This is a genomic window from Collinsella sp. AM36-4AA (genome assembly GCF_003467795.1).
GTDB lineage: Bacteria > Actinomycetota > Coriobacteriia > Coriobacteriales > Coriobacteriaceae > Collinsella.
Genome location: NZ_QSHS01000004.1, coordinates 42,228 through 69,078 on the forward strand (window position 1 = coordinate 42,228; position 26,851 = coordinate 69,078).

Below are 26,851 nucleotides of genomic sequence, written 5' to 3' on the forward strand. Positions count from 1 at the left end.
GTATGCAGGGTTTGTGTACGAATCCTCGCACCCGTTGACCGACGCCAGGGTCCCCGACATAATACTTTCGGTTCACGCACGAATCCGCTGCCAGAGACAGCCGGTGCAAACGGGCATCGCCCGCGAGCTTAATGGGATATCCCGCCAGCCGAGGTGGTCGAGTAGATATGTCTTCTCGCCCCCGTCGCTCATGCAGCGCGGGGGCTTTCTTTTTGGACATGCCCCCGTCACGTCCTTGTGGCGGACCGTGCCCGGAAAGAATTCGAGGAGGTGTAATTCATGCCCCAGCAGTACAAAATCGACAAGGTTGCAGAGATCGAGTCCCGTATCGCCGAGAACGCCGGTCTGTTCGTCGTCAACTACAACGGTCTGACGGTTAAGCAGGCTCAGGAGCTGCGTCATCAGCTTCGCGAGTGCGGCGCCGAGATGAAGGTCTACAAGAACAACCTGGTCAAGATCGCTCTCAAGAACCAGGAGCAGCCCGAGATCGACGAGATCCTCGCCGGCCCCGTCGCTTATGTGTTCTACGAGACCGAGCCGGTCGAGGCCGCTAAGGCCCTTAAGGACTTCTCTGCTAAGTCCAAGGGCGTCCTTGAGATCAAGGGCGGTATCTCCGACGGCAAGGCCGTTTCCGCTGATGATGTTAAGGCTATCGCCGAGCTGCCCACCAAGGATCAGCTTCTCGGCCAGATCGCCGGTCTCATCTCCGGTTTCGCTCGCGACATCGCTGTCTGCGTCAACGGCGTTTCCTCTGGTCTCGCTCGTTCGATCCAGCAGGTCTCCGAGCAGAAGGCAGCCTAGTCGCTGTTTTCACCCGCGGCGGCAACGCCGCACCCCTGGCGCATTCGCGCCGTGTTTTAACTGATCTCCGTGCACAGACACGGAAACCGAAAGGACTTAGAAATGGCTAAGCTTACCACCGATGAGATCATCGATGCTCTTAAGGAAATGACCCTTCTCGAGGCTTCCGAGCTCGTCAAGGCTATCGAGGACACCTTCGGCGTTTCCGCCGCTGCTCCTGCTGCTGTTGTCGCCGCTCCCGCTGCTGGCGCTGCTGAGGCCGAGGAGAAGACCGAGTTTGACGTCGTGCTCGAGGGCTTCGGCGACAACAAGATCCAGGTCATCAAGGCCGTCCGTGAGCTCACCAACCTTGGCCTGAAGGAGGCCAAGGAGGTCGTCGAGGGCGCTCCCAAGGCTGTTCTCGAGGGTGCCAAGAAGGAGGACGCCGAGGCTGCCAAGGAGAAGCTCGAGGCTGCTGGCGCTGCTGTCACCCTCAAGTAATCAGGCTTTCTCGCCAGATTCCTTTGCAGACGGGGTTCGCATTGCGAGCCCCGTCTTTTTTGTTTTTCGGTCCCTCGGCATCGGTTGCTCAAACTGCCATGTTCTGTGATTTGGGTCGTATCGGGTGCCCTGCCGTTGGGCAATAAAATTGCACCATTCGAGCAATAATTTGCGTTGACCTGCTGAAGAATTGTCTCTGCCTTGTAGCGACATATAGTTCCAGCGGTAAGATGCTTGAGTATCGCAATTTGGTCTGCGGCTGTGTGCCGCACGCATGGGGCGCTTTTGCGCCTGCGAAAGGATCTTTGAATAACATGAAGGCAATCATCCCCGCCGCCGGTCTTGGCACGCGTTTTCTGCCTGGCACCAAGTGCACGCCCAAAGAGATGCTGCCGGTGCTCGACAAGCCCGTCATTCAGTACGTCGTCGAGGAGGCGCTCGAGCCCGAGGAGGTCGACGATGCCATCATCGTTACTTCTCCCGGTAAGCCCGAGCTACTGAACTACTTCCAGCCTGATCGCTCGCTCGAGAACCTGCTGCGCGAGCGCGGCAAGAACGCCTATGCCGATGCCGTCGCCCACGCTGGCGGTATGCCGGTCGACTTCCGTTATCAGTACGAGCCCAAGGGCCTCGGCCATGCTATTCGCTCTGCTGCCGACGCCGTGGCAGGGGAGAACTTCCTGGTTCTTCTGGGCGACTACGTTGTGCCTAACCGCGATATCTGCGACAAGATGCTCGCCGTTTCCAAGGAGCACGGTGGCGCTTCGGTTATCGCCGTCGCTGCTTGCTCGCCCGAGGAAGTCAGCCGCTACGGCGTTATCGCCGGCGAGCGCGTCGGTTCGCTCGAGGGCGCCGAGGGCGTTGCCGATGCCGAGCCGGGCGCTGTCTGGCGCATCGGCGGTCTGGTCGAGAAGCCCGCTCCCGAGGCGGCTCCGTCCAACCTGTACATCGTCGGTCGCTACCTGCTGAGCCCGCTGGTCATGGACTTGCTGGCAGATCAGCAGGCCGGCAAGGGCGGCGAGATCCAGCTCACCGACGCCATGGCCCGTTCGCTCGACCGCGAGGCCATGTACGCCGTCGTCATCGACCCGCTGTCGGGCTACGACACTGGCACTCCCTCTGGTTGGATGGCCACTAACGCCCTCATGGCTGCAAACGACCCCCGCTTTGCCGATGCCTTCTGGGACGCCATCGACGAGCGCGGCGGATTGATGCGCAAGTAAGCCTTCGGGCACCGACATTTACGGGCGTGGACCTCGGTTCGCGCCCGTTTTTTATAAGAGCTGCGATTGCTGGCTCTCTGTTCACAGAAAATATATGAACAGATGTTCGATATACATACATCTACCTGCGTGTTTTCTGTCGAAAAACTTTGCTACTCCAAAAACTCAATCGCGTCAAGGCTTTTCTTGCCCAACGGTCGGTACCTGATAAACTATTAGGTTGCGATAACTGGCGAAGCTATGCCTCGCCAACCCACCGAGCATTTCCGTGAAGGAGGAAAAACCTGGTGACCTACGCATACACTGCCACTGAGCGCAAGCGCGTCAGCTTCGGGAAAATCCCGGAGGCCATGGAGCTCCCCAACCTTATCTCTGTTCAAAGGGAATCCTTTGAGCGTTTTAAGGACGAGGGTCTTCGTGAGGCGTTCAAGGAATCCAGCCCCATCCAGAGCCAGAACCATGTTCTCGAGGTTACCTTCGGCGAGCATCAGTTCGGCGACCCCGCGCACACCGTCGAGGAGTGCCGCGAGAAGGATATGACCTATCAGGCTCCGCTTCTGACCGACGTCCGTCTCACCAACAAGGAGACCGGCGAGATCAAGGAGCAGCTCGTCTTCATGGGCGACTTCCCCATGATGACCGATCAGGGCACCTTCATCATCAACGGTACCGAGCGTATCGTCGTCTCGCAGCTCGTCCGCTCCCCGGGCGTGTACTACAGCTCCGAGATGGATTCGGGCAAGCAGATCTACAAGGCCCAGATCATCCCGTCCCGCGGTGCCTGGCTTGAGTTTGAGGTCGACAAGCGCGACCAGCTCATGGTCTCCATCGACCGTAAGCGCAAGCAGAGCGCCACGATGTTCCTGCGCGCCCTTGGCATCGCCGTCACCAACGACGACATCATCGAGCTGCTCGGTAACTCCGATGTGATCAAGCGTACCCTGGAGCGCGACACCGCTCTCACTCGCGAGGACGCCCTCATCGAGATCTACCGTCGTCTGCGCCCGGGCGAGCCTCCCACCGTGGACGCTTCCCGCAGCCTGCTCGAGGGTCTGCTCTTTAACCCGCAGCGCTACGACCTGGCCCGCGTCGGTCGTTACAAGGTCAACAAGAAGCTCAACCTCACCACCGAGGAAGAGGTCACGGTGCTCACCGACGAGGATATCGTCGCGACGCTGCGCTACCTCCTGTCCCTCGCTGCCGGCGAGCAGGGTTTCAAGGTCGACGACATCGACCACTTCGGCAACCGCCGCATCCGTACCGTCGGCGAGCTCGTCGCCAACCAGTTCCGTATCGGTATGAGCCGTATGGAGCGCGTCGTCCGTGAGCGCATGAGCTCCCAGGACATCGACGAGATCACCCCGCAGTCGCTCATCAACATCCGCCCGATCGTGGCCTCCATCAAGGAGTTCTTCGGTTCCTCGCAGCTCTCGCAGTTCATGGACCAGGCGAACCCCCTGACCGGTCTGACCCACAAGCGCCGTCTGTCCGCACTCGGCCCTGGTGGTCTTGCCGGCCACAAGTCCGGCTCCAGCCGCCGCACCAACGTGCCGACGGCCGTCCGCGACGTCCACAACTCGCACTACAGCCGCATGTGCCCGATCGAGACCCCCGAAGGCCCCAACATCGGCCTGATCGGCTCGCTCGCCCTCTACGCCCGCGTCAACGAGTATGGCTTCATCGAGGCCCCGTTCCGTCGTGTCGAGAACGGCGTTGCCACCGACCAGATCGACTGGATGACCGCTGACGAGGAAGAGAAGCACGTCATCGCGCCGGCCAACACGCCGCTCGATCCCAAGACCAACGAGTTCATCACGACCGATGCCGAGGGCAAGCTTGTCCGTCCGCACACCGTGATCGCCCGTACCCGCGACTTCGACGGCTCCTTCGGCGCTCCCGCCGACGTGCCCGTCGAGGACGTCGACTACATGGACGTCTCGCCGCGTCAGATGCTCTCCGTCGCAGCCACACTGATCCCGTTCCTTGAGCACGACGACGCCAAGCGTACGCTGATGGGCGCCAACATGCAGCGTCAGGCCGTGCCGCTGGTTCACCCCGCCGCTCCCTATGTCGGTACCGGCATGGAGCGTCGCGCCGCTCTGGACTCCGGCGAGGTCACCCTGGCCAAGAACGCCGGCGAGGTCATCTTTGCCGACGCCGCCAAGATTATCGTCAAGCATGCCGGTGGCATGGACGAGTATCATCTGGCCAAGTACCAGCGCTCCAACCAGTCCACCTGCATCAACCACCGTCCGCTCGTTCGCGTCGGTGACACCGTTGAGCAGGGCGAGCCCCTGGCCGACGGTCCTTCGACCGATCATGGCGAGCTCGCACTGGGTCAGAACCTCACTGTGGCCTACATGCCGTGGGAAGGCTTTAACTACGAGGACGGTATCGTCGTGTCCGAGCGCCTGGTGGCCGAGGACCTGCTGACGACCATCAACATCACCCGTCACGAGATCGACGCCCGCGACACCAAGCTCGGCCCCGAGGAGATCACCCGCGAGATCCCGAACCTCTCCGAGGACATGCTTGCCAACCTCGACGAGGACGGCATCATCCGCATCGGCGCCGAGGTCGGCCCTGGCGACATCCTGGTCGGCAAGGTCACGCCTAAGGGCGAGAGCGCTCTGACCGCCGAGGAGCGCCTGCTGCGCGCCATCTTCGGTGCCAAGGCCCACGACGTCCGCGATACCTCCCTTAAGATGCCTCACGGCGCTTACGGCCGCGTCATCGATGTCGTCCGCTTTAGCCGCGAGAACGGCGACGACCTGGCCCCCGGCGTCAACGAGCAGGTGCGCGTCTACGTCGCCCAGCGTCGTAAGATCCAGCAGGGCGATAAGATCGCCGGCCGCCACGGCAACAAGGGTGTTATCTGTAACGTTCTGCCGGTCGAGGACATGCCCTACATGGCTGACGGTACCCCGATCGACGTTATCCTCAACCCGCTGGGCGTTCCTTCGCGTATGAACGTCGGCCAGCTGCTCGAGTGCCACCTTGGCTGGGCTGCTGCCTGCGGTTGGGATACCGAGCAGGCCGACTCCGACAAGTACGTCCCCGGTCCGTTCTTCACCGCCACGCCCGTCTTCGACGGCGCCAAGGAGGACGAGATCGCCGAGGTCATTCGTCGTGCCAACAAGAACATGCTCAACAAGGCCACCGCTGCCTTTGGCGATCACATGCGCCCCGAGTTCGTCACCCAGCTTGACGAGCGCGGCAAGACCCGTCTGTTCGACGGCCGCACCGGCGAGGAGTTCCGCGAGCCCATTACCGTGGGTACGTCCTACATCCTCAAGCTCGGCCACATGGTCGACGACAAGATCCACGCCCGTTCGACCGGCCCTTACAGCCTGGTTACCCAGCAGCCTCTGGGCGGCAAGGCCCAGTTCGGCGGCCAGCGCTTCGGCGAGATGGAAGTTTGGGCACTGTACGCATACGGTGCTTCCAACGTCCTGCAGGAGATCCTGACCGTCAAGTCCGACGATACCGTGGGCCGCGTCAAGACCTACGAGTCCATCGTCAAGGGCGAGAACGTTCCTGTCCCGGGTATCCCCGAGTCCTTCAAGGTTCTCGTCAAGGAGATCCGCTCCCTCGCGCTGGACATCGAGCCCATGCACGATGCCGACGAGGACGCCTCCGCCCCTGTGACCGCCGAGGAGACCTCTGCTCTCGACGACCTGGCTGCGCTCGCCGGCGTTGACACCGACGTCGAGGCCGAGGATGCCGAGACCGCCGAGGCACCCGAGGCTGTCGCCGCCACGACCACTGATAAGGAGTAGTTGACTGTGGCAGATTTCGAAGCTACTGATTTTGACTCGGTAAAGATCTCCCTTGCCTCCGCCGACCAGATCCGTTCCTGGTCGCACGGTGAGGTCAAGAAGCCGGAGACCATCAATTACCGTACCCTCAAGCCCGAGAAGGACGGCCTGTTCTGCGAGAAGATCTTCGGTCCCGCCAAGGACTGGGAGTGCTCCTGCGGCAAGTACAAGGGCATCCGCTTTAAGGGCATCGTCTGCGAGCGCTGCGGCGTCGAGGTCACCTCGGCCAAGGTGCGTCGCGACCGCATGGGCCACATCGAGCTCGCCGCTCCCGTGTCCCACATCTGGTACTTCAAGAGCCCCACGAGCTTCCCGATGAGCCGTATGCTCGACATCAAGTCCAAGGACCTCGAGAAGGTTCTGTACTTTGCCAGCTACATCATCACCGAGGTTGACTACGAGGCTCGCGAGGCCGACGCTGACGACCTGCGCGAGGAGCTCGCCGCCGATCTGGAAGAGATCGATGCCGAGTGCGCCCGCCAGATCGAGTCCCTCAAGGAGCAGGGCGACCCCGAGAACTTTGACGAGTTCTCCGACGAGGAGCCGCTGACCCCCGAGGAGATCGCCTCTGGCATCGTCGACATCGAGGAAGAGTGCAAGGACGAGAAGCAGCTCCGCACGGACGCCTTCAACGCCTTCATGAAGCTCACCGAGCGCGACCTCATCTCCGATGAGCCGCTGTTCCGCGAGATGACCCGCTACTACTCCATGTACTTCAAGGGTGGCATGGGTGCCGAGGCCGTCCGCGACCTGCTCGCTGCCATCGACCTTCCTTCCGAGGCCGAGAAGCTCAAGGCCATCATTGCCGACGAGGATTCCCAGAAGCAGAAGCGCGAGAAGGCCGTCAAGCGCCTTGAGGTCGTTGACGCCTTCCTGAAGGGTGGCAACAGCCCCGCGAACATGATCCTGGACGTCATCCCGGTCATTCCGCCCGATCTGCGCCCGATGGTCCAGCTCGACGGCGGCCGCTTCGCCGCGTCCGACCTCAACGACCTGTATCGTCGCGTGATCAACCGTAACAACCGACTCAAGCGCCTGCTCGACCTGGACGCCCCTGCGATCATCGTGAACAACGAGAAGCGCATGCTCCAGGAGTCCGTGGACGCCCTGTTCGACAACGGCCGTCGTGGTCGCCCGGTCTCTGGCCGTGGCGGTCGCCCGCTCAAGTCGCTCGCCGAGGCCCTCAAGGGCAAGCAGGGCCGTTTCCGTCAGAACCTGCTGGGTAAGCGTGTCGACTACTCCGGCCGTTCGGTTATCGTTACCGACCCCAAGCTGCTGCTGCACCAGTGCGGTCTGCCCAAGACCATGGCGCTGGAGCTCTTCAAGCCCTTCGTCATGAAGCGCCTGGTCGAGCTTGGCAAGGTCGAGAACATCAAGGGCGCCAAGCGCGCTATCGACCGCGGTGCCACCTTTGTGTGGGATATCCTCGAAGAGGTCATCGACGGCCGCGTCGTGCTGCTCAACCGCGCACCGACCCTGCACCGTCTGTCCATCCAGGCCTTTGAGCCGGTTCTGGTCGAGGGCAAGGCTATCCACCTGCACCCGCTGGTCTGCTCGCCCTTCAACGCCGACTTCGACGGCGACCAGATGTCTGTCCACGTGCCGCTGTCCAGCCAGGCTCAGGCCGAGGCCCGCGTGCTCATGCTCTCTGCGAACAACCTGCGCTCGCCGGCATCCGGCAAGCCGGTCAACATCCCCTCGCAGGACATGATCATCGGTGTGTACTACCTGACCCAGGTCCGCGACGGTCTGCCGGGCGAGAACCACGTGTTCGCCAGCTTCGACGACGCGCTGCACGCCTATGACTGCCGCTCCGAGGTCGACATGCAGGCCAAGATTCAGGTCCGCGTGTCCGCTGCCGACGCCAATGTCATCAACGAGGACGGCACCCGTATCTTCCGCGTCAAGAACGGCAAGAACGAGTTTGTCGACTACGACGTCACCGGCAACAAGACCGCGCGCTTCGAGACCTCTATCGGCCGCATCATCTTCAACCGCCAGTGCCTGCCCGAAGACTACGAGTTCATGAACTACAAGATGGTCAAGGGCGACGTGGCCAAGCTGGTTGCGGACTGCTGCGATCGCTATCCCGAGGCCAAGGTCGGCCCGATCCTCGACGCCATCAAGTACTCCGGCTTCCACTACGCTACCCGCGCCGGCCTCACCATCTCGGTGTGGGACGCTCTCATCCCTGCCGAGAAGCAGGAGCTGCTCGATCGCGCCCAGGCCAACGTCGACCAGATCAACGAGTACTTCGAGGAGGGCTTCATCAACGAGACGGAGCGCCACATCGAAGTCGTTAACGAGTGGACCGCTTGTACCGATAAGGTTGCAGCGCTCATGCTCGACTTGTTCGACGAGGAGAACCCGCTCTACATGATGGCCGACTCCGGCGCCCGTGGTTCTAAGACCCAGCTGCGTCAGCTCGGCGGCATGCGTGGCCTGATGGCAGACATGTCCGGCGAGACGATCGACCTTCCCATTAAGGCGAACTTCCGCGAGGGCCTGCTGCCGCTCGAGTACTTCATTTCGACCTACGGCGCCCGTAAGGGCCTGGTCGATACCGCATCCCACACCTCAGACTCTGGTTACCTGACCCGTCGTCTGGTCGACGTGGCCCAGGACGTCATCGTCCGCGAGGAGGACTGCGGTACGCACGAGGGCGTCACCTACAACCTCATCATCCCCGGCACCACCGACCTCAACACCGACCTCGTCGGCCGTTGCTTCATCGAGGACGTCGTGGCCCCCGATGGCACCGTGCTCTTTGAGCAGGACGGCTACATCGAGAAGGTCGCCGACATCCAGAAGATGGTCGATGCCGGCCTCAAGAAGGTTAAGCTTCGCGCACTGCTCACCTGCCGCTCCAAGTACGGCGTGTGCCAGAAGTGCTACGGCTGGGATCTTTCCACCCGTCGTCCGGTCGCCATCGGTACTGCCGTCGGCATTATTGCCGCCCAGTCCATCGGCGAGCCCGGTACGCAGCTTACGATGCGTACCATTCACTCCGGCGGCGTCGCTGGCGTCGACGATATTACGCAGGGTCTGCCTACGGTCAGCCGTATGTTCGATATCGTCGGCAACGTCAACGAGAAGATTCTGGGTCGCGAGGCCGAGCTGGCTCCGTACTCCGGCCACCTCTCGATTAAGCCCGAGAAGTCCGAGTACGTGCTGACGCTCACCGACTCCGAGGATCACACCCGCGTCCTCGACGAGCGTCGCGTCCCCGCATCGGTGCGCTTTATGCCCGAGATCGAGGACGGCTGCGAGGTTCGCGCCGGCGACCAGATCACCAAGGGCTTCGTCAACTTCCGCAACCTGCGCAAGCTGACCGACATCGAGTCGACGATGCACACCTTCGTCGAGAGCGTCAAGGACGTCTACACCAGCCAGGGCGTCGACCTGAACGACAAGCACATCGAGGTGCTCGCACGTCAGATGCTGCGTCGCGTTCAGATCACCAACCCCGGCGACTCCAAGTACCTGCTTGGTCAGTACGTCGACCGCTACGAGTTCGCTGACGAGGTCGAGCGCGTTGCCCGTCTGGGCGGTCAGGCTCCCGTGGCCGAGCCCGTCATCCTGGGTACGCTCAAGGTCGCGTCCAACATCGACTCCTGGCTGTCGAGCGCTTCGTTCATCCGTACCGCTGGCGTCCTTACCGAGGCTGCCATCGAGGGCAAGGTCGACCACCTGCTCGACCTTAAGTCCAACGTCATCGTCGGTAAGAAGATCCCGGCTGGTACCGGCCTCAAGCCGTACGCCAACGCCAAGCTGACGTATCGCACGGCCGACGGCTACGTGGACATCGACGGCCCGGCTTCGCCCAACGCCAAGTCGCTGCCCGAGTGGGCTCCTGTGGAGCTCAAGGACCTGGACGAGCAGCTCCCGCAGCAGCTCGACTGGGCCGGCTACGACGAGTTCGGTGGTGCTGACGGTTCGTTCACCCGCAACGGTCACACCATCTCCGCCGAGAAGGCTCGTCTGTACCTGTTCGACGACCTGGGCGTGTCGCAGCGCTGGACCAACAAGTTCAGCGAGGTTGGCATCGAGACGGTCGGCGACCTGGTTGGCAAGTCCGAGGAGGATCTGCTGCGCATCGATGGCATCGGCGCCAAGGCGATCGAGGAGCTCCGTGACGGCCTGGAGGCCCACGACCTGCTCTACATCCTCGAGAACAACGACGACGTTGCCGACGAGGAAGACCTCTCGCAGCTGCTGCAGATGGTCTTTAGCCCCGACGGTCCGGACGATATCCTGCTGGGCACCTCCGCCACGCCGACGCATCACGCCGATGCCGACGAGGAGCTCCTGGGCGCCCCGATCGACGACAAGAAGGCTCCCGCCAACGGCGCGATCAACGAGGACATGGCTTCCCTCGACGAGCTGCTCAACCAGCTCGTGGACACCGACGACGCCGAAGAGGCCAAGGACAACGACGAGGAGTAATTAGTTCCGCCGTTCTAACGAACGGCGGCGACCTCCGTCGCTGCGCGGCCCCCAGAGCTACAATCTGTCATTCAAAAGGCAGGGCATGACCAAAAGGTCAATGCCCTGCCTTTTTCATGCCACCTTGTACGCTCTGGGGGCCGCTCGCTTGCGTATGCTCAACCTGTTGCGTTCCGTTGATCCCTTGCCAAAAAGGGACAGGTTTATTTTGGTCGGTTTTTCATGCTTGAATTTGAAACATTTCGCCCGACAAGAGCGTATCTATGGTGAGGGCCTCATCGAGAACCATTAATGTCACCGGGAGGTGATTATGGAAGAACAAGCTTTTAGACAGGCGGTAGAAGACCACCGGGATGTCGTGTTTCGGATCGCATTGACGTATCTGCGTGATCGCGCCGACGCCGACGATGTCGCTCAAGACGTCTTTCTGAAATTACTCAAAAGCGATACGCATTTTGAAAGCTGGGAGCATCTTCGTCGATGGCTTATTCGGGTCACGATCAATGAATGCAAATCGCTCTTTCGAAAGCCATGGAGGCGTGTGGAGGATATTGAGAACCTGGCCGATTCGCTTTCGACGGCGCAGGAGGAGACCAAGGCAGTCCTGTCAGACGTTATGCGACTTCCGGAACGATTCCGTGTTCCCATCATGCTCTATTACTATCTGGGCTTCTCGACTTCAGAGATTGCCGAGTTGCTGCACGTACCAGCCGCGACAGTTCGAACGCGTTTAGCTCGCGGCAGATCGAAACTCAAGTTCATCCTAGAGGAGGGCGACCGTGAAATCCAACCAGATCAAGCAGGCCTTCGAGTCCGTCCAAGCCGATAGCGATCTTGCTGACCGTGTTCTTTATGCCGCTGCTGGCGATCCGCTTCGCCGAAAGGGTCACGCGAAGCCTCTGTATGTTGCCGTAATCGGATGTCTTGCCGGAGTGCTGGCGACCGGAGGGGTCGCCTACGCTGTTGTCAATTCCAGTTATTTTGCCTCTGCCTGGGGAAACCATGGCAACGGAGAGTCCGTTACCTGGACAAATGGCGGCTCGTCGGGGACGAAATATACCTACACCAGAGAGTTTGGTGATGGTATCGCGCCCCAAAGCCTGGAGGGTGCAGTCCAGAAGGTCAATCTGTCCGTCGAGGGCAACGGCTATACACTCGACATTCATGATATGGCTATCGATAAAAACGGTTGCGGTGCTGTGACGTTTACATTGTCCAATCCGAATGGCGTTAACTACTACAAGCCGGCGGCAGAGCTTGGCGAACTTGTTCTCTATGGTGAAGAAGAAGGGGGCGTCAGTACACCCAGCATGAACTTCGGCGAGGAATGGGCTGACACACGCTGCACCATTGATAAGGACACATCAAGCGATACTGTCATTAATGGCACGATGTACTTTGCTTCTATGGATCGCGAGCGAGGTTTTCAACATGCGGTCACCTGGAATATCTCGTGGACCGAGGGCGAAGGAGAGGATGCGAAGCCGTTCGAGGCATCGACGCCCGAGTTTAGCGTTGGAGCGTACGTCGATACTAAGGAACTCCGCTCCGATGACTCGCCTCTCGAGATCAGCCCGTTTTCCATCCAGACGCACATCGATGATCTGGGCATTGACGCAGTCACGAAGAAGTTGACGGTTACCTACAAGGATGGATCGGAGCAGATTATCGAAGATGACGACGCAGGGGCGTTCAACTTATATTTTTCTTATACGCGCAATAGCGGAGAGAACATCTGGGTGCCAACGAAGTTGATTGATGTCGACCAAGTGGTCTCAGTAACGCTTGAGGGCACACGCTGCACTTCAACAGGGGGCGCCGAAACGTCGGAACCCTTTACCATCGTCTATTCGTAAGATTTGGGGCCGCTTCCTACTAGGGGAGGCGGCCCATTTTGCATTAAATGGACGGTTAGACCGAGCGATATACTTCCGAAGACGCCGTCGATTTCCATGCGACAGATGAGAGCAGATCACCGCTGGAGCTCGACGTTTCCGCAGATAAAACCGACCAAAATAAACCTGTCCCTTTTTGGCAGGTAACGTTGCCCCGACGAGCACGTCGGATTCCCGGGCCGGGCGGCACAGGGGTTAAGTTTGTCGCGAGTTCCGCACGAGCCGGAGGCCACTTAATGTGGCCTCCGTGCGAGCCAGGACTGTAGAGCAGCAAACTTAACCCCTGTGCCGCCCGGCCCGGGAATCCGCCCCCGCGCACAGGAGGGGATTCCTTTTGTGTAGGCTTTGCGGAAATATAGCTATTTTGGGATACGCCCGGCGGCGTGGTCTGTTGACGACACAGCTAACGGCACGTATCCTATCGAACTGCGTGTTTCGTAGGGGGATGCTGACCCCTCGATTCAAGCCGTTGCACTTTACAGAAAGCTGGAATCATTCGAGAAGGAGTACGCTTTGCCTACTATTAACCAGCTGGTTCGCCAGGGCCGTCGTTCCGTGCCCAAGAAGTCCAAGAACGCTGCTCTGCAGCACAACTCCCAGAAGCGCGGCGTGTGCACCCGCGTCTTCACCACGAGCCCCAAGAAGCCGAACTCGGCTCTTCGTAAGGTTGCCCGTGTTCGCCTTGTCAACGGCATCGAAGTTACCGCTTACATCCCGGGTGAGGGCCACAACCTGCAGGAGCACTCCATCGTGCTCGTCCGCGGCGGTCGTGTCCGTGACCTCCCTGGTGTCCGTTATCACGTCATCCGTGGCGCCTACGACGCTGCTCCGGTCCAGAACCGTATGCAGGCCCGTTCCAAGTACGGTGCTAAGCGCCCCAAGGCTAAATAAGCCAGATAACGTTTTGATACTTTCGCCGTGTGCCGCCTAAGCGCCGCACGGTAGACACTTAAGGAGATTTCACATGCCGCGTCGTGCAGCAGCTAATCGTCGTGAGGTTCAGCCTGACGCCGTTTACAACAACCGCCTGGTGACTCAGCTCATCAACAAGGTCCTTCTTGACGGCAAGAAGGCCACCGCTGAGCGCATCGTTTACACCGCTTTCGAGATCGTTGCCGAGAAGTCCGAGGGTGGCGACGCTCTCGCTACCTTCAAGAAGGCTATGGACAACGTCAAGCCCACGCTCGAGGTTAAGCCCAAGCGTGTCGGTGGCGCTACCTATCAGGTCCCGATGGAGGTCAACTCCCGTCGTTCCACCGCTCTGGGTATCCGCTGGATCGTCAACTTCTCCCGCGCTCGCAAGGAGAAGACCATGGCCGAGCGTCTCGCCAACGAGATCCTCGACGCCTCCAACGGCCTGGGCGCTTCCGTCAAGAAGCGTGAGGACGTCTTCAAGATGGCCGAGGCCAACCGCGCGTTCTCTCACTATCGTTGGTAAGTTAAGGTAAGGAACTAACATGGCTAAGCCTAAGTACAAGCTTTCCGATACCCGTAACATCGGCATCATGGCTCACATCGATGCCGGTAAGACCACCACGACCGAGCGTATTCTTTACTACACCGGTAAGACCCACAAGATCGGTGAGGTTCATGAGGGCGCTGCCACCATGGACTGGATGGTTCAGGAGCAGGAGCGCGGCGTAACCATTACCTCCGCTGCTACCACCTGCTTCTGGAACAAGGACGGTAAGGACTACCGCATCCAGATCATCGACACCCCGGGCCACGTTGACTTCACCGCCGAGGTCGAGCGCTGCCTGCGCGTCCTCGATGGCGCTGTTGCCGTCTTTGACGCCGTTGCCGGCGTTCAGCCCCAGTCTGAGACCGTTTGGCGTCAGGCTTCTACTTTCAACGTCCCCCGCATCGCCTTCATCAACAAGTATGACCGCGTGGGCGCTGACTTCTTCAACGCTATCGAGACCATGAAGGATCGTCTCGACGCTAACGCCGTGGCCGCTCAGGTCCCGATGGGCGCCGAGGACAACTTCTGGGGCGTCATCGACCTCGTTACCATGACTGCATGGGACTTCAAGGCCGACGAGAAGGGCATGACCTACCCTGAGCCGATGGACGAGATCCCGGCTGAGTTTGCCGACATCGCTGCCACCAAGCGCGAGGAGCTCCTCGACGCTGCTGCCAGCTTTGACGACGAGCTCATGGAGAAGATCCTCATGGAGGAGGACTTCACCGTCGAGGAGCTCAAGGCTGCTCTGCGCAAGGGCGTTCTGGCCAATGAGCTCAACCTCGTCTTCGTGGGCTCCGCCTACAAGAACAAGGGCGTCCAGGAGCTGCTCGACGCTGTCGTCGACTACCTGCCCAGCCCGCTCGACGTCGAGGCTGTCACCGGTACCGATCCGGACACCGGCGAGGAGATCCAGCGTCATCCTTCCTTCGACGAGCCCTTCTCCGGCCTGGTCTTCAAGATCATGACCGACCCGTTCGTCGGTAAGCTCACCTACGTCCGCGTTTACTCCGGCCGCGCCGAGTCTGGCTCCTACGTTGTCAACGCTTCCAACGGTCAGCGCGAGCGCCTCGGCCGCATCCTCGAGATGAACGCCGCCGAGCGTATCGACCGTGACGACGCTGCCGCCGGCGACATCGTCGCTTGCGTCGGCTTCAAGAACTCCACCACTGGTGACACCCTGTGCGCCGAGGGCAAGGAGATCGTCCTCGAGAAGATCGAGTTCGCTAAGCCCGTTATCGACGTTGCCATCGAGCCCAAGACCAAGGCCGAGCAGGACAAGATGTCCCTGGCTCTGACCAAGCTCGCCGAGGAGGACCCGACCTTCCAGGTGTCCACTAACCACGAGACCGGTCAGACCATCATCGCCGGCATGGGCGAGCTGCACCTCGAGATTATCGTCGACCGTCTGCTCCGCGAGTTCAAGGTTGACGCTAACGTTGGTAAGCCCCAGGTTGCCTACCGCGAGACCGCTGGTCACGACGTCGAGAAGGCTGAGGGCAAGTTCGTCCGTCAGTCCGGTGGTCGCGGTCAGTACGGCCACGCCGTCATCAAGCTCGAGAAGATGGAGGAGGGCTTCGGCTACGAGTTCGTCAACGCTATCGTCGGCGGCGTCGTGCCCAAGGAGTACATCCCGTCCATCGACAAGGGCATCCAGGAGGCCCTGAACACCGGTGTTATCGCCGGCTTCCCGGTCCTCGACGTTAAGGTCACCCTGTTCGACGGTTCTTACCACGAGGTCGACTCCTCCGAGGCCGCCTTCAAGATCGCCGGTTCCATGGCTATCAAGGACGCCCTCAAGAAGTCCGATCCGCAGCTGCTCGAGCCGATCATGGCTGTCGAGGTCGAGACCCCCGAGCAGTACATGGGCGACGTTATGGGCAACCTCTCCGGTCGCCGCGGCAAGATCGAGGGCATGGAGGATCGCAAGAACAGCAAGCTCATCCGTGCCAAGGTGCCGCTGGGCGAGATGTTCGGTTACGCTACCGACCTTCGCTCCCAGACCCAGGGCCGTGCATCCTACACGATGCAGTTCGACTCTTATGAGCCCGCGCCCAAGTCCATCGTGGACGAGGTCATGAGCAAGAACGCCTAAGTTCGAGCTCCCTGTTACGTAATCCGCGAGAGCATCTCTCGCACTCTTTGGAGGTTTAAGTTGGCTACCCAGAAGATCCGCATTCGCCTCAAGGGCTATGATCACGAGGTCGTCGATCAGTCCGCGAAGCTCATCGTCGAGACCGCTCAGAAGACCGGCGCTCGCGTTTCCGGTCCTGTCCCCCTGCCCACCGAGCGCAACCTGTACACGGTTATCCGCTCGCCGCACGTGAACAAGGACTCCCGTGAGCAGTTCGAGATGCGCACCCACAAGCGCCTCATCGACATCCTCGACCCCACCTCGGGCACCGTTGATTCGCTTATGCGTCTCGACCTCCCCGCTGGCGTCGACATCGACATCAAGCTCTAAGCGATATTCCTCATAGCTTAAAGGGCCCCGCTGCCATTACGGTAGCGGGGCTCTTTTGTTTTGCATGATGGGTTTGGATCGCCGGGTAAGGCTGCCGAGCGGCTGGCTGTGGCGACCTACTCACTCAAGGGGCGCAATGACGCCTCCTCAAAATGGAAGGATCGCAAGCCGTCTTCTGTTTCGATGCACGCACGACCAAAGCCATCGACCGTTATAAAGATGCCTCGCGCCAGCTCGTCACCGGCAGGGAAGCGGGCGATAACGTGCTTTCCAATCCAATTGAGGTGAGCGACATATTCGCCGTGGACGGGCGCGAGCGGTCCGGTGTTTTCTTCCATGGCGTTGAGGCGTTCTGCCCAGGCATCTACAGCGTCTATAACTGCGTGATAGACCTCATCGAGGAGCATGTCGACAGCAGGAACGTTCTCGTTAAGGTCCGAGAGACCGATTGCCGGCAGGCCGCCATCGGGCACCTCTTGGGGCGCATAGTTCACATTGACACCAATGCCGCAGACGGCGAAAGGTTTGCCTTCGTTATCGCGTGCGGCCTCGACCAGAATGCCGCCGAGTTTGCGTCCACGCGCGACCAGGTCGTTGGGCCATTTGAGGCCAATCTCGTTTGCAAGACCCTGTTTTTCGAGCGCCTCGAGCACCGCTAGGCCGCTGACGGCAGCAAGACCAGAGTACTTCGCAGGATTAACGCATGGACGCAGGACAATCGAAAGCAATAGGTTGCCGGCGGTTGAATCCCACTTGTGGCCGCGCCGGCCGCGTCCTGCTGTCTGAGCCCGGGCGGCAAGTCCTGTGCCGTGCGGCGCTCCCTGTTTTCCTGCTTCGAGCAGGTCATCGTTGGTCGATCCGGTTACGTCGACTATCGTTAATTTGGCATCCATAACGGCTGCTTCCTCCTTAATGAATAAGTGAATAACGCAATGGTGTCGAGAGATAGACACAATGTGAAGCCTGTGTCGCATTTGGGCAATTTAATGTTAACACGTCAACAACGACTGAAATGCGCTATCCTCTCATGGTCGATGTAAACACATCAACAACTCAAAGGAGGTTAGTGATGGGTTTCACGATTCTTGGAACGGGCTCGGCGCTTCCTAAGCGCAGTGTTTCCAATGACGAGCTGTCCGAGTTCCTCGATACCTCGGATGAGTGGATTTTTACCCGCACAGGTATCAAGAGCCGCCACGTCTGCACCACCGAGTCACTTGATGACCTTGCCGTAGCGGCGAGCGAGCGGGCGCTCCAGGTGTCCGGAATCGACGCGAGCCAGTTGGATTTGATCGTCTGCTCGACGACGACGGGTGACCATCTTGTTCCCGCTGAGGCGTGTGCCGTTGCTGAGCGACTAGGCGCGACGTGCCCTGCCTTCGATGTCTCGGCGGCCTGCGCCGGCTTCGTATTTGCGCTCGATGTTGCCGAGGGCTATATCGCCCGAGGACGAGCCAAGCATGTGCTTGTCGTTGCCGCCGAGCAGATGACGCGCGCGCTCGACTGGACCGACCGCGCCACCTGCGTGCTCTTTGGCGATGGGGCAGGCGCCGCGGTGATTGAGGCCGGGGGAGACAGCCCCCTTGCCGTTGAGCTTTCGACGGCGCCCGACGTCGAGACGTTGCGCGTTCCCGGACTGGTCGGCACCTCGCCGTTTAAGGCCTCCGTAGATAGCGAGAGCGTGCTGTCCATGAATGGCCGCCGTGTGTTCAAGTTCGGCGTCAACGCCATCTGTGACACGGTTCATAAGCTTGCGAGCGATGCGGGCATTTCGGTCGAAGACATCGACCATTTTGTATTCCATCAGGCTAACGAACGAATCCTGAGCCAGGCAGTCAAGCGCCTCGGCGTGCCAGGCGAGCGCGTGGTTCGAACGCTGCGCGAGACCGGCAATATTTCGAGCGCCTGCATTCCCTTTGCGCTTGATCGGCTGGCGCGCACCAACGCACTGAATGCGGGCGACACCATCGCCCTCGTTGGATTTGGCGCCGGTCTGGATATAGGTGGCTATCTACTTCGTTGGAAGTAGTTGCACATAGGAAATAAAAACGCCCCTAGGGCACAAACAAAGGAGAACTACCGTGGCAGATCAGAAGACCTTCGAGCGCGTTTGCGATGTTATCCGCGAGACCGCCGGTCTTGACGACGTCGAGATGAAGCCCGAGTCCACGCTCGAGGAGATTGGTCTCGACAGTCTGGGCACCGTCGAGATCCTCGTCGCCGTTGAGGACGAGTTTGGCATCCAGCTCGATACCGAGGAGAACCCCAAGACGGTCGGCGAGTTCGCCGATACGGTCGAGGCGGCATTGGAGAAGTAGAGATGCTCAAGACTCCTCTCTGCGATCTGCTCGGCATCGAAAAGCCCGTGTTCCAGGGCGGTATGGCCTGGATCGCCGACGCCTCGCTGGCGTCCGCAGTGTCCGAGGCGGGCGGCTTAGGGATTATCGCGGCCATGAACGCCGACGCCAACTGGCTGCGCGACCAGATTCATGAGCTGCGCGCCAGGACGGATAAGCCCTTTGGCGTCAACGTCATGCTCATGAGCCCGTTTGCCGACGAGGTCGCGCGGGTCGTGATTGACGAGCGGGTGCCGGTCGTCGTGACGGGTGCCGGCAATCCCACCAAGTACATGAAGGCGTGGAACGAGGCGGGCATCAAGGTCATCCCGGTCGTTGCCTCGGTGGCGCTGGCGCGCCTCGTGGCGCGTCGTGGAGCCACTGCCGTGGTTGCCGAGGGTACCGAATCAGGCGGCCATATTGGCGAGACCTCGACGATGGCACTGGTGCCGCAGGTTGTCGATGCGGTCGATATTCCCGTGGTTGCGGCTGGCGGTATCGCCGATGGCCGCGGCGTGGCGGCCGCCTTTATGCTGGGCGCCGCCGGCGTGCAGGTGGGTACGCGCTTTCTGATCGCAGATGAGTGCACCGTATCGGAGCAGTACAAGGAGATGGTCCTGAAGGCCAACGACACCTCGACGCGTGCGACCGGCCGCTCGACGGGACACCCGGTGCGTGCCCTCAAGAGCCCCTTCACCAACGCCTACGCCAAGAGCGAGGCGGCGGGCGTAAGCGTCGAGGAGCTCGGGGCCATGGGCACGGGCGCCCTTCGCAAGGCCGCCAAGGACGGCAATTACGAAGAGGGCTCGTTTTTGTGTGGACAGATTGCCGGCATGGTCAACGAGCGCCAAAGTGCACGTGAAATCGTTGACGACCTGGTCGATGGCGCCGAGCACGTCCTGAAGGGTGCGTGCGCATGGGTGGCGTAGCGTTTCTGTTTGCCGGCCAGGGCGCCCAGCACCCCGCGATGGGCGTCGACCTGATCGAGGCATCGCCGGCCGCCGCCGAGGTGTTCGCCATTGCCGACGAGGTGCGCCCGGGGACCAGTGAGCAGTGCCGAAGCGCCTCCAAGGAGGAACTCTCGCAGACCGAGAACACGCAGCCGTGCGTGTTCGTTCACGATCTGGCAGCGGCTGTCGCCCTGCGTGAGCGCGGCGTGGTACCTGCCGCCTGTGCGGGTTTTTCGCTTGGCGAGGTCGCCGCGCTCACCTTTGCGGGGGCGTTCGATACGCGAGCGGGCTTTGAGCTCGTGTGCGAGCGCGCGGCGCTGATGGCCGCGGCTGCCGAGCGTCACCCCGGCGGCATGCGCGCCGTCATCAAACTCGATGCGGCGCAAGTCGAGAACCTGGCTTCGCAGGTCGGCGAGGACTGCTGGCCGGTCAACTACAACAGCCCGCAGCAGACGGTTGTGGCTGGAACGCCCGATGCGTTGCAGACCCTCGACGTCCTGGTAAAAGAGGCTGGCGGCCGCGCTATGAAAGTCGCGGTGTCGGGTGCATTTCATAGCCCCTATATGGTCGAGGCGACTGAGGGGCTGGCGACGTATATCCAAGCCGGCCACGCGCCGTCTCCGCTGCTGATTCCGGTCATGGCAAACATGACGGCGGCGCCCTATCCGGCGGACCCGCGAGCGGCATCGGATGTCTTGGCCAACCAGGTGAGTCATGCCGTTCGCTGGGTCGACACGCTGCATACTCTGCAGGATCAGGGCATCGATACGTTTATTGAGGTCGGCCCTGGCAAAACGCTGTCGGGCCTGGTCAAGCGTACGCTGAGCGACGTTCGCGTGTATTCGTGCGAGACGGCCGAGCAGGTCGCAGCTATTGCCGACGAGCTCGCATAATCCACAGGGCTGTAACCCGAAAGGAATGACATGGGCAACTTGAACAACGGCGCGCTCGAGCGCAACGACTCACGTCGCGTGGCACTGGTCACGGGCGGTTCGCGAGGCATTGGCCGCGCCTGTGCAACCGGTTTGGCGGAGGACGGCTTTGATATCGCCGTCATCTATGCCGGCAGCGTCGATGCGGCGCGCAAGACATGCGAAGCCTGCGAGGCGGTTGGCGCCACGGCGCGCGCATATCAATGCGACGTGGCCGACCCCGCTGCCGTCAATGCCTGCATCGAGGTCGTGCTCAATGACTTTGGTTCGATTTGGGCGCTCGTCAACAACGCCGGCATCACGCGCGACGGCCTGCTCATGCGTATGGGCGACGATGCCTTCGACCGCGTGCTCGATGTCAATCTCAAGGGCACGTTCAATACGACGCGCGCGCTCACTAAGACCTTTATGCGCCAGCGCGGCGGTTGCGTCATCAACACGAGCTCGGTCGTGGGCCTGATGGGCAATGCCGGACAGGCCAACTACGCTGCCTCCAAGGCGGGCGTGATCGGCTTGACCAAGGCGGTAGCGCGCGAGCTTGCGCCCCGCGGCGTACGAGTGAACGCAGTCGCCCCCGGGTTTGTCGAGACAGATATGACGGCAAAGCTCTCGGAGAAGGTGCGTGCGGCGTGCGAGGAGCAGATTCCCCTGAGGCGCATGGCGCGCCCCGAGGAAGTGGCCGGCGTGGTGCGCTTTTTGGCGAGCGATGCGGCTGCCTACATTACGGGCGAGGTCGTACGCGTCGACGGCGGAATGGCGATGTAGAAACCAGGGCCGAAGAACGGCTTGGATGAGGAGACCATGATGGAACAGAGAGTTGCAATCACCGGTATCGGTGCCGTGTCGCCGCTCGGCAACACCGCGCTTGCCACCTGGGCGGCCATGTGTGCCGGAACGTGTGGCATCGGTCCGATCACGCACTTCGATACCGATGCATTTGCCGTCAAGGTGGCAGCCGAGGTCAAGGGCTTTTACGGCAACGAGTACTTTGGCAAGCGTGACGCCAAGCATCTGGACCCCTGCGTTCAGTTTGCGATGGCGGCTTCGGACGAGGCAATGCACGATGCGGGCTTTGATGTCGAAGGCGCCATCGATCGCGAGCGCCTGGGCGTCTACGTGGGCTCGGGCGTGGGCGGCATGACGACGCTCGTCGACAACGTCCACACGATCGCCGATCGTGGACCTCGCCGCGCATCGCCCTATATGATTGCGATGATGATCCCAAATATGGCATCGGGCAATATCGCAATCCGTCACAAGGCAAAGGGACCGACCCTGCCAGTCGTGACTGCGTGCGCGACCTCGGCCCATGCGGTGGGCGAGGCGTTCCGTGCTATCAAGCACGGCTATGCCGACGCGATCCTCGCGGGCGGTGCCGAGGCGGCCATTATCCCCGATGCTGTTGCAGGCTTTACGTCCTGCCGCGCATTGACCACCAACCCCGATCCCGCGACGGCCTGTCGCCCGTTCGACGCAGACCGCGATGGCTTTGTGATGGGTGAGGGCGCCTGCGTGCTGGTACTCGAGAGCATGGAGCATGCGCAGGCGCGCGGTGCGCACATTTATGCCGAGGTCGTGGGCTACGGCAACACCGATGATGCCTATCACATTACGAGCCCCGACCCCGATGCCGCCGGCATTGCCCGTGCGATATCGCTGGCGGTAGCCGAGGGCGACGTCAAGCCTTCCGAGGGTCTCTACATCAACGCCCACGGCACCTCGACCAAGCTCAACGATTCGTCCGAGACGACAGGCATTAAGCGGGCGCTCGGCGAGGACGCGGCACGCGCCGCGCACGTCTCGTCGACCAAGTCGATGACCGGGCACATGATCGGTGCCACGGGTGCCATCGAGGTCATGGCCTGTGCCATGGCGCTCGAGCAGGGCGTGGTGCCCCCGACCATTAACTACCACACGCCCGATCCCGCCTGCGATCTTGATTACACGCCTAATCGAGCGGTTCGCGCCGACCTTACCTGGGCGCTTTCGACCAACCTGGGCTTTGGCGGGCACAACGCCGCCGTCGCGCTGCGTAGATATACGAGGAGCTAGAGCATGGATTCCAAAAGACTTGCCGAGATAGCCGATGTGATGGAGGACCGCGGCCTTACGCGCGTACGTGTTGAGGAGCCCGATGGCACCGCGGTCGAACTCGAGCGCGCGAGTGCCGCGCAGCCGGTTGCCGTGCCCGTGCCTATGCCGGGTGCCGTGGCCGCTCAAGTTGCAGCTCCCACAGTCGCGCCTGCCGCACCGGAACCCGCCACGCAGACACCTGCCGCCGCGCCGGAGCCCAAGGGCACCGAGGTGACTGCTCCCATGGTGGGCGTCTTCTATGCTGCCCCTGCGCCGGGCGACGAGCCGTTTGTGCGCGTGGGCTCCAAGGTCAAGGCCGGCGAGACCCTCTGCATCATCGAGGCCATGAAGGTTCTCAACGAGGTGACGGCCGAGGCAGACGGTGAGGTGCTCGAGATCTGTGTGGCCGACGGCGACCTCGTGGAGTTTGGCAGCTGCCTCATGAGGATCGGATAGGTGATATCCATGAACAAAGAAGAGCTCAAGAAGCTATTACCGCATCGCGAGCCGATGCTTTTGCTCGACGAAGCCGAGCTGGTGGGCGACGAGGCCCACGGCAAGATCACGATTACAGGCGACGAGTACTTTTTGCAGGGACATTTTCCGGGAAACCCGGTCGTTCCCGGCGTGATTCAGTGCGAGATGCTCGCCCAGAACTGCTGCGTGCTGCTGGTGGGCGATGAGGAGGCGCGCGGCGCGACGCCGTTCTACACGAGTCTGGACAAGGTGCGCTTTAAGCGTCCGGTGCGCCCGGGCGACACGGTGGATCTAGTGTGCTCCATCACGCGTGCGCGCGGGCCGTTCCGCTTTGCGACGGGTACTGCGAGCGTCAACGGTGAGGTTTGCTGCCGCGCCGATATGTCTTTTGCACTCATGCACGAAAGTTAAGGAAGGCTCCATGTTCGACAAAGTGCTCATCGCCAACCGCGGCGAAGTCGCGGTCCGTGTTATCCGCGCGTGCCGCGATATGGGCATCAAGACCGTCGCCGTTTATTCCACGGCCGATGCGGACGCGCTACACGTGCAGCTTGCCGACGAGGCGTATTGCATCGGCGGCCCGCGTCTTGCCGAGAGCTACCTCAACGACGATGCTGTGCTCACCTGTGCCGTGAAGTCGGGGGCAAAGGCGATCCATCCTGGCTACGGTTTCTTTTCCGAGAAGGCGAGCTTCGTGCGCGACTGCGACAAGTACGGTCTAGCGTTTGTCGGTCCCTCGGCCGAGGTCATCGACAGCATGGGCGACAAGGACGCCGCACGTCGAACGGCCGCTGCCGCGGGCGTGCCCATCGTGCCGGGCTGCGATTTGCTCAAAAGCCCCGAGGAGGCGACGGCCGAGGCCGAGCGCATCGGCTGTCCCGTGCTCATCAAGGCGCGTGCCGGCGGCGGCGGTCGCGGTATTCGCAAGGTCGAGCGCGTGGAAGATGCGGCAAAGGCGTTCATCGAGGCGCGTGCCGAGGGCGAGGCCGTTTTTGGTGACGGCGAGTGCTACATGGAGAAGTTCGTCGCGCCGGCGCATCACGTTGAGGTGCAGATTATGGCCGATAAGCAGGGCCATGTGTTTTCGCTCGGCGAGCGCGAGTGCTCGGTGCAGCGCCGCAACCAAAAGCTGATCGAGGAGAGCCCCGCGCCGTGCCTCGACGGACGCGATGATATTCGCGCGCGCATGCACAAGGCCGCGCGCGACCTGGCTCGTGCCGTTGGCTATGAGGGCGCCGGCACCATTGAGTTTTTGTACTCAGATGACGGCAATTTCTACTTTATGGAAATGAACACGCGCTTGCAGGTGGAGCATCCGGTTACGGAGTTTGTGACCGATACCGACCTGGTTAAGTGGCAGCTGCGCGTGGCTGCCGGCCAGCCTCTGCCCTTTGAGCAGGAGGACATGCCAGTCCGCAATCATGCCATGGAGTGCCGCATCAATGCCGAAACGCCGGACTTCCTGCCGTCATGCGGAACGGTCACCGCGTTGCGTGTACCGGGTGGTCCGCGTGTGCGCTGGGATTCGGCCATGTTTACCGGTGCAAAAGTTCCGCCGTACTACGACTCCATGCTCGGCAAGCTCATCGTGTGTGCGCCCACGCGCGACGGTGCCATTCGTAAGATGCGCTCGGCCCTGGGCGAGCTCGTGATTGAGGGCGTGAGCGAAAACAGCGAGCTTCAGCTCGACGTGCTGGCAAACGACGAGTTCTTGTCGGGCATGTATCACACCGATCTGATGGGGCATCTCTATGCTGATGAATAGAAAAGCGAAGACGGTCAACGTCCTTGAGGGGCCGATAACCGAGTCGTGCGCCGAGTTCCCCGCGCGCCACGTGTTTATCAAGTGCCCGGAGTGCCGCCGTGTGATCGATGAGGCACGCCTGCACGACAACCTCGAGGTCTGCCCTCGTTGCGGCAAGCATTTTCGCGTGAGCGGTCGCGCGCGCATGCGCATGACGGTCGACGCGGGTACCTTTGAGGAATGGGATGCCAATCTGGCGTCGAAGGACTTCCTCTCGTTTCCCGGTTATGCCGACAAGCTTAAGAGCGTGAGCGAGCGTTCGGGCGAGCGCGATGCCGTTGTGTGCGGCAGGGGCAAAATCTGCGGCTGCGATACCGCGCTCTTCTTTATGGATGCCAACTTTATGATGGGCTCAATGGGCTCCGTGGTGGGCGAGAAGATCTGTCGTGTCTTTGAGCGCGCGGCCGAGTTGGGGCTGCCGGTCGTTGGCTTTACCGTATCGGGCGGCGCCCGCATGCAGGAGGGCGTGACCTCGCTCATGCAGATGGCCAAGATTTCTGCGGCGGTTAGGCGCCACAGCGAGGCGGGCGGCCTGTATATCACGGTGCTCACCGATCCCACGACCGGAGGTGTAACCGCGAGCTTTGCCATGGAGGGCGACATTATCCTGGCCGAGCCCGATGCCCTGACGGCATTTGCCGGCCCGCGCGTGATTGAGCAGAACATGCACAAGCGCCTGCCCAAGGGATTCCAGCGCTCCGAGTTTTTGCTGGAGCACGGCTTTTGCGATGCCGTCGTTCCGCGTGGCGAGATTGCGCTCACGGTAGGCGAGCTGCTGGCGTTGCACGAAGGGCACGCGCCCGGCCTGGGGGCACCGCATGAAATCGTGCATGCGGGTCGCCGCGGCAAAAAGCTGGGACACTTGTTTAAGCGCTCGGCGGCACCAAAAACCGCGCTCGAGATTGTCAAGCAGACCCGCTCGGCAGATCGTGCCACGGCGGGCGAGATGATCTCGCTGGGCTTGGACGGATTTGTGGAGCTGCATGGCGACCGTTACTTTGGTGACGACGCCGCCGTGGTGGGTGGCATTGGCTGGAAAGACGGACGTCCCGTGACGGTTATCGCCATCGAGCGCGGCACCACGACCAAAGAGCGCATGCGCCGCAACTTTGGCATGGCGCATCCCGAGGGCTACCGCAAAGCGCGTCGCCTGATGCGCCAGGCCGAAAAGTTTGGTCGACCGGTTCTGTGCCTGGTCGATACTTCGGGCGCGTTTTGCGGCATCGGTGCCGAGGAGCGCGGCCAGGGCGAGGCGATTGCCCAGAATCTCATGGAGATGAGCGGCCTTAAGACGCCGATTGTCTCGGTGGTGACAGGCGAGGGCGGCTCTGGTGGCGCGCTGGCGCTGTCCGTGGCCGACCGCATCCTGATGCTCTCGAGCTCGGCCTATTCGGTCGTGAGCCCCGAGGCCTGTGCGTCGATCCTGTGGAAGGATACCGAGCGCGCGAATGAGGCCGCCGAGGCGCTTAAGCTCACGGCCCCCGATCTGTTGGCGCTTGGCATCATCGACGGCATTGTCGACGATAGGGGCCTGTCGCATGAGGAGATCGCCGGCGCCGTCATGTCCTCGGCATTTGATGCCTTCGATACGCTTGGGCGGCTCGACGACGCGACCCTCACAAACCTCCGCTACGAAAAGTACCGCGCAATCGGTCAGTACCGCACGATGTGACAAAGGGACAGTCCGCAT

At 61.4% G+C, this 26,851-nt stretch carries 22 protein-coding genes; 21 read left to right on the forward strand and 1 reads right to left on the reverse strand.

The genetic code is table 11. The annotated features are described in order from the left end of the window. Positions 1–279 precede the first annotated feature (279 nt). The 11 genes from rplJ to rpsJ all read left to right on the forward strand — a co-directional run bounded on the left by rplJ (position 280) and on the right by rpsJ (position 16,589). Positions 280–801 carry a 50S ribosomal protein L10 gene (gene rplJ, locus DW850_RS02530; RefSeq protein ID WP_055250258.1) on the forward strand — a complete coding sequence of 174 codons (522 nt, stop codon included), beginning with the start codon at positions 280–282 and terminating at the stop codon, positions 799–801. 102 nt (positions 802–903) lie between these two features. Continuing rightward, positions 904–1,281 (forward strand): 50S ribosomal protein L7/L12, encoded by a 378-nt coding sequence (gene rplL, locus DW850_RS02535; RefSeq protein WP_006235005.1) that lies wholly within the window; start codon positions 904–906, stop codon positions 1,279–1,281. A 314-nt stretch (positions 1,282–1,595) separates the two neighbouring features. Further along, entirely contained in the window at positions 1,596–2,504 is a 909-nt protein-coding gene (locus tag DW850_RS02540) for a UTP--glucose-1-phosphate uridylyltransferase (RefSeq protein WP_117786148.1), read from the forward strand. Positions 2,505–2,854: 350 nt separating this feature from the next. Next, positions 2,855–6,283 (forward strand): DNA-directed RNA polymerase subunit beta, encoded by a 3,429-nt coding sequence (locus DW850_RS02545; RefSeq protein WP_233506176.1) that lies wholly within the window; start codon positions 2,855–2,857, stop codon positions 6,281–6,283. A gap of 6 nt (positions 6,284–6,289) precedes the next feature. Next, positions 6,290–10,768: a DNA-directed RNA polymerase subunit beta' gene (locus DW850_RS02550; RefSeq protein ID WP_195644174.1), complete on the forward strand. Its 4,479-nt coding sequence runs from the start codon at positions 6,290–6,292 to the stop codon at positions 10,766–10,768. 310 nt (positions 10,769–11,078) lie between these two features. Continuing rightward, complete coding sequence (locus DW850_RS02560; protein ID WP_117637624.1) at positions 11,079–11,597, forward strand: RNA polymerase sigma factor; 519 nt, start codon at positions 11,079–11,081, stop codon at positions 11,595–11,597. Then, positions 11,548–12,624: a DUF4179 domain-containing protein gene (locus DW850_RS02565; protein ID WP_117786150.1), complete on the forward strand. Its 1,077-nt coding sequence runs from the start codon at positions 11,548–11,550 to the stop codon at positions 12,622–12,624. The genes DW850_RS02560 and DW850_RS02565 overlap by 50 nt, the downstream gene beginning before the upstream one ends. Before the next feature lie 552 nt (positions 12,625–13,176). Continuing rightward, positions 13,177–13,554, forward strand: coding sequence for a 30S ribosomal protein S12 (gene rpsL / locus DW850_RS02570; protein ID WP_006235012.1), 378 nt, complete (start codon positions 13,177–13,179; stop codon positions 13,552–13,554). A gap of 73 nt (positions 13,555–13,627) precedes the next feature. Beyond that, positions 13,628–14,101: a 30S ribosomal protein S7 gene (gene rpsG / locus DW850_RS02575; RefSeq protein ID WP_006235013.1), complete on the forward strand. Its 474-nt coding sequence runs from the start codon at positions 13,628–13,630 to the stop codon at positions 14,099–14,101. A 19-nt stretch (positions 14,102–14,120) separates the two neighbouring features. Then, positions 14,121–16,220: an elongation factor G gene (gene fusA / locus DW850_RS02580; protein ID WP_022094183.1), complete on the forward strand. Its 2,100-nt coding sequence runs from the start codon at positions 14,121–14,123 to the stop codon at positions 16,218–16,220. 60 nt (positions 16,221–16,280) lie between these two features. Then, entirely contained in the window at positions 16,281–16,589 is a 309-nt protein-coding gene (gene rpsJ / locus DW850_RS02585; RefSeq protein ID WP_022094184.1) for a 30S ribosomal protein S10, read from the forward strand. A gap of 116 nt (positions 16,590–16,705) precedes the next feature. Here the strand turns inward: rpsJ and DW850_RS02590 are convergent, their stop codons facing one another. Continuing rightward, positions 16,706–17,482, reverse strand: a complete 777-nt coding sequence (locus DW850_RS02590) for a biotin--[acetyl-CoA-carboxylase] ligase (RefSeq protein WP_158565207.1) — start codon at positions 17,480–17,482, stop codon at positions 16,706–16,708. A 176-nt stretch (positions 17,483–17,658) separates the two neighbouring features. On the opposite strand from DW850_RS02590, the gene DW850_RS02595 reads away from it, so the two are divergent. Genes DW850_RS02595 through accD form a run of 10 tightly spaced genes read left to right on the forward strand, consistent with a single transcriptional unit; the run spans position 17,659 to position 26,833 of the window. Further along, a complete protein-coding gene (locus DW850_RS02595) occupies positions 17,659–18,618 on the forward strand; it encodes a 3-oxoacyl-ACP synthase III family protein (RefSeq protein ID WP_117786152.1) in 960 nt (319 codons plus the stop codon). 52 nt (positions 18,619–18,670) lie between these two features. Continuing rightward, positions 18,671–18,907 carry an acyl carrier protein gene (locus tag DW850_RS02600; protein WP_006235019.1) on the forward strand — a complete coding sequence of 79 codons (237 nt, stop codon included), beginning with the start codon at positions 18,671–18,673 and terminating at the stop codon, positions 18,905–18,907. A 2-nt stretch (positions 18,908–18,909) separates the two neighbouring features. Next, entirely contained in the window at positions 18,910–19,854 is a 945-nt protein-coding gene (fabK, locus tag DW850_RS02605; RefSeq protein ID WP_117563768.1) for an enoyl-[acyl-carrier-protein] reductase FabK, read from the forward strand. Next, complete coding sequence (locus DW850_RS02610; protein WP_117786153.1) at positions 19,842–20,768, forward strand: ACP S-malonyltransferase; 927 nt, start codon at positions 19,842–19,844, stop codon at positions 20,766–20,768. Before fabK ends, DW850_RS02610 begins: the two co-directional genes overlap by 13 nt. A 30-nt stretch (positions 20,769–20,798) precedes the next feature. Continuing rightward, positions 20,799–21,572, forward strand: coding sequence for a 3-oxoacyl-[acyl-carrier-protein] reductase (gene fabG, locus DW850_RS02615; RefSeq protein WP_117786154.1), 774 nt, complete (start codon positions 20,799–20,801; stop codon positions 21,570–21,572). A 39-nt stretch (positions 21,573–21,611) separates the two neighbouring features. Beyond that, positions 21,612–22,859: a beta-ketoacyl-ACP synthase II gene (gene fabF / locus DW850_RS02620; RefSeq protein ID WP_117786155.1), complete on the forward strand. Its 1,248-nt coding sequence runs from the start codon at positions 21,612–21,614 to the stop codon at positions 22,857–22,859. Between the two features lie 3 nt (positions 22,860–22,862). After that, a complete protein-coding gene (accB, locus tag DW850_RS02625; RefSeq protein ID WP_117655034.1) occupies positions 22,863–23,336 on the forward strand; it encodes an acetyl-CoA carboxylase biotin carboxyl carrier protein in 474 nt (157 codons plus the stop codon). A gap of 9 nt (positions 23,337–23,345) precedes the next feature. Continuing rightward, positions 23,346–23,768 carry a 3-hydroxyacyl-ACP dehydratase FabZ gene (fabZ, locus tag DW850_RS02630; RefSeq protein WP_117786156.1) on the forward strand — a complete coding sequence of 141 codons (423 nt, stop codon included), beginning with the start codon at positions 23,346–23,348 and terminating at the stop codon, positions 23,766–23,768. Between the two features lie 10 nt (positions 23,769–23,778). Beyond that, positions 23,779–25,122 carry an acetyl/propionyl/methylcrotonyl-CoA carboxylase subunit alpha gene (locus DW850_RS02635; RefSeq protein ID WP_117638186.1) on the forward strand — a complete coding sequence of 448 codons (1,344 nt, stop codon included), beginning with the start codon at positions 23,779–23,781 and terminating at the stop codon, positions 25,120–25,122. Next, positions 25,109–26,833: an acetyl-CoA carboxylase, carboxyltransferase subunit beta gene (gene accD / locus DW850_RS02640; RefSeq protein WP_117786157.1), complete on the forward strand. Its 1,725-nt coding sequence runs from the start codon at positions 25,109–25,111 to the stop codon at positions 26,831–26,833. The genes DW850_RS02635 and accD overlap by 14 nt, the downstream gene beginning before the upstream one ends. Positions 26,834–26,851 lie beyond the last annotated feature (18 nt).

Bases quoted from the DNA above. Each gene is read 5' to 3' on its own strand.
- fabZ (WP_117786156.1), top strand. From the start codon at position 23,346: ATGAACAAAGAAGAGCTCAAGAAGCTATTACCGCATCGCGAGCCGATG.
- rpsG (WP_006235013.1), top strand. From the start codon at position 13,628: ATGCCGCGTCGTGCAGCAGCTAATCGTCGTGAGGTTCAGCCTGACGCC.
- rplL (WP_006235005.1), top strand. From the start codon at position 904: ATGGCTAAGCTTACCACCGATGAGATCATCGATGCTCTTAAGGAAATG.
- DW850_RS02540 (WP_117786148.1), top strand. From the start codon at position 1,596: ATGAAGGCAATCATCCCCGCCGCCGGTCTTGGCACGCGTTTTCTGCCT.
- fusA (WP_022094183.1), top strand. From the start codon at position 14,121: ATGGCTAAGCCTAAGTACAAGCTTTCCGATACCCGTAACATCGGCATC.
- DW850_RS02590 (WP_158565207.1), bottom strand. From the start codon at position 17,482: ATGGATGCCAAATTAACGATAGTCGACGTAACCGGATCGACCAACGAT.
- fabF (WP_117786155.1), top strand. From the start codon at position 21,612: ATGGAACAGAGAGTTGCAATCACCGGTATCGGTGCCGTGTCGCCGCTC.
- fabG (WP_117786154.1), top strand. From the start codon at position 20,799: ATGGGCAACTTGAACAACGGCGCGCTCGAGCGCAACGACTCACGTCGC.
- DW850_RS02610 (WP_117786153.1), top strand. From the start codon at position 19,842: ATGGGTGGCGTAGCGTTTCTGTTTGCCGGCCAGGGCGCCCAGCACCCC.
- accB (WP_117655034.1), top strand. From the start codon at position 22,863: ATGGATTCCAAAAGACTTGCCGAGATAGCCGATGTGATGGAGGACCGC.
- DW850_RS02545 (WP_233506176.1), top strand. From the start codon at position 2,855: ATGGAGCTCCCCAACCTTATCTCTGTTCAAAGGGAATCCTTTGAGCGT.
- DW850_RS02560 (WP_117637624.1), top strand. From the start codon at position 11,079: ATGGAAGAACAAGCTTTTAGACAGGCGGTAGAAGACCACCGGGATGTC.
- fabK (WP_117563768.1), top strand. From the start codon at position 18,910: ATGCTCAAGACTCCTCTCTGCGATCTGCTCGGCATCGAAAAGCCCGTG.
- DW850_RS02635 (WP_117638186.1), top strand. From the start codon at position 23,779: ATGTTCGACAAAGTGCTCATCGCCAACCGCGGCGAAGTCGCGGTCCGT.
- accD (WP_117786157.1), top strand. From the start codon at position 25,109: ATGCTGATGAATAGAAAAGCGAAGACGGTCAACGTCCTTGAGGGGCCG.
- rplJ (WP_055250258.1), top strand. From the start codon at position 280: ATGCCCCAGCAGTACAAAATCGACAAGGTTGCAGAGATCGAGTCCCGT.
- DW850_RS02595 (WP_117786152.1), top strand. From the start codon at position 17,659: ATGGGTTTCACGATTCTTGGAACGGGCTCGGCGCTTCCTAAGCGCAGT.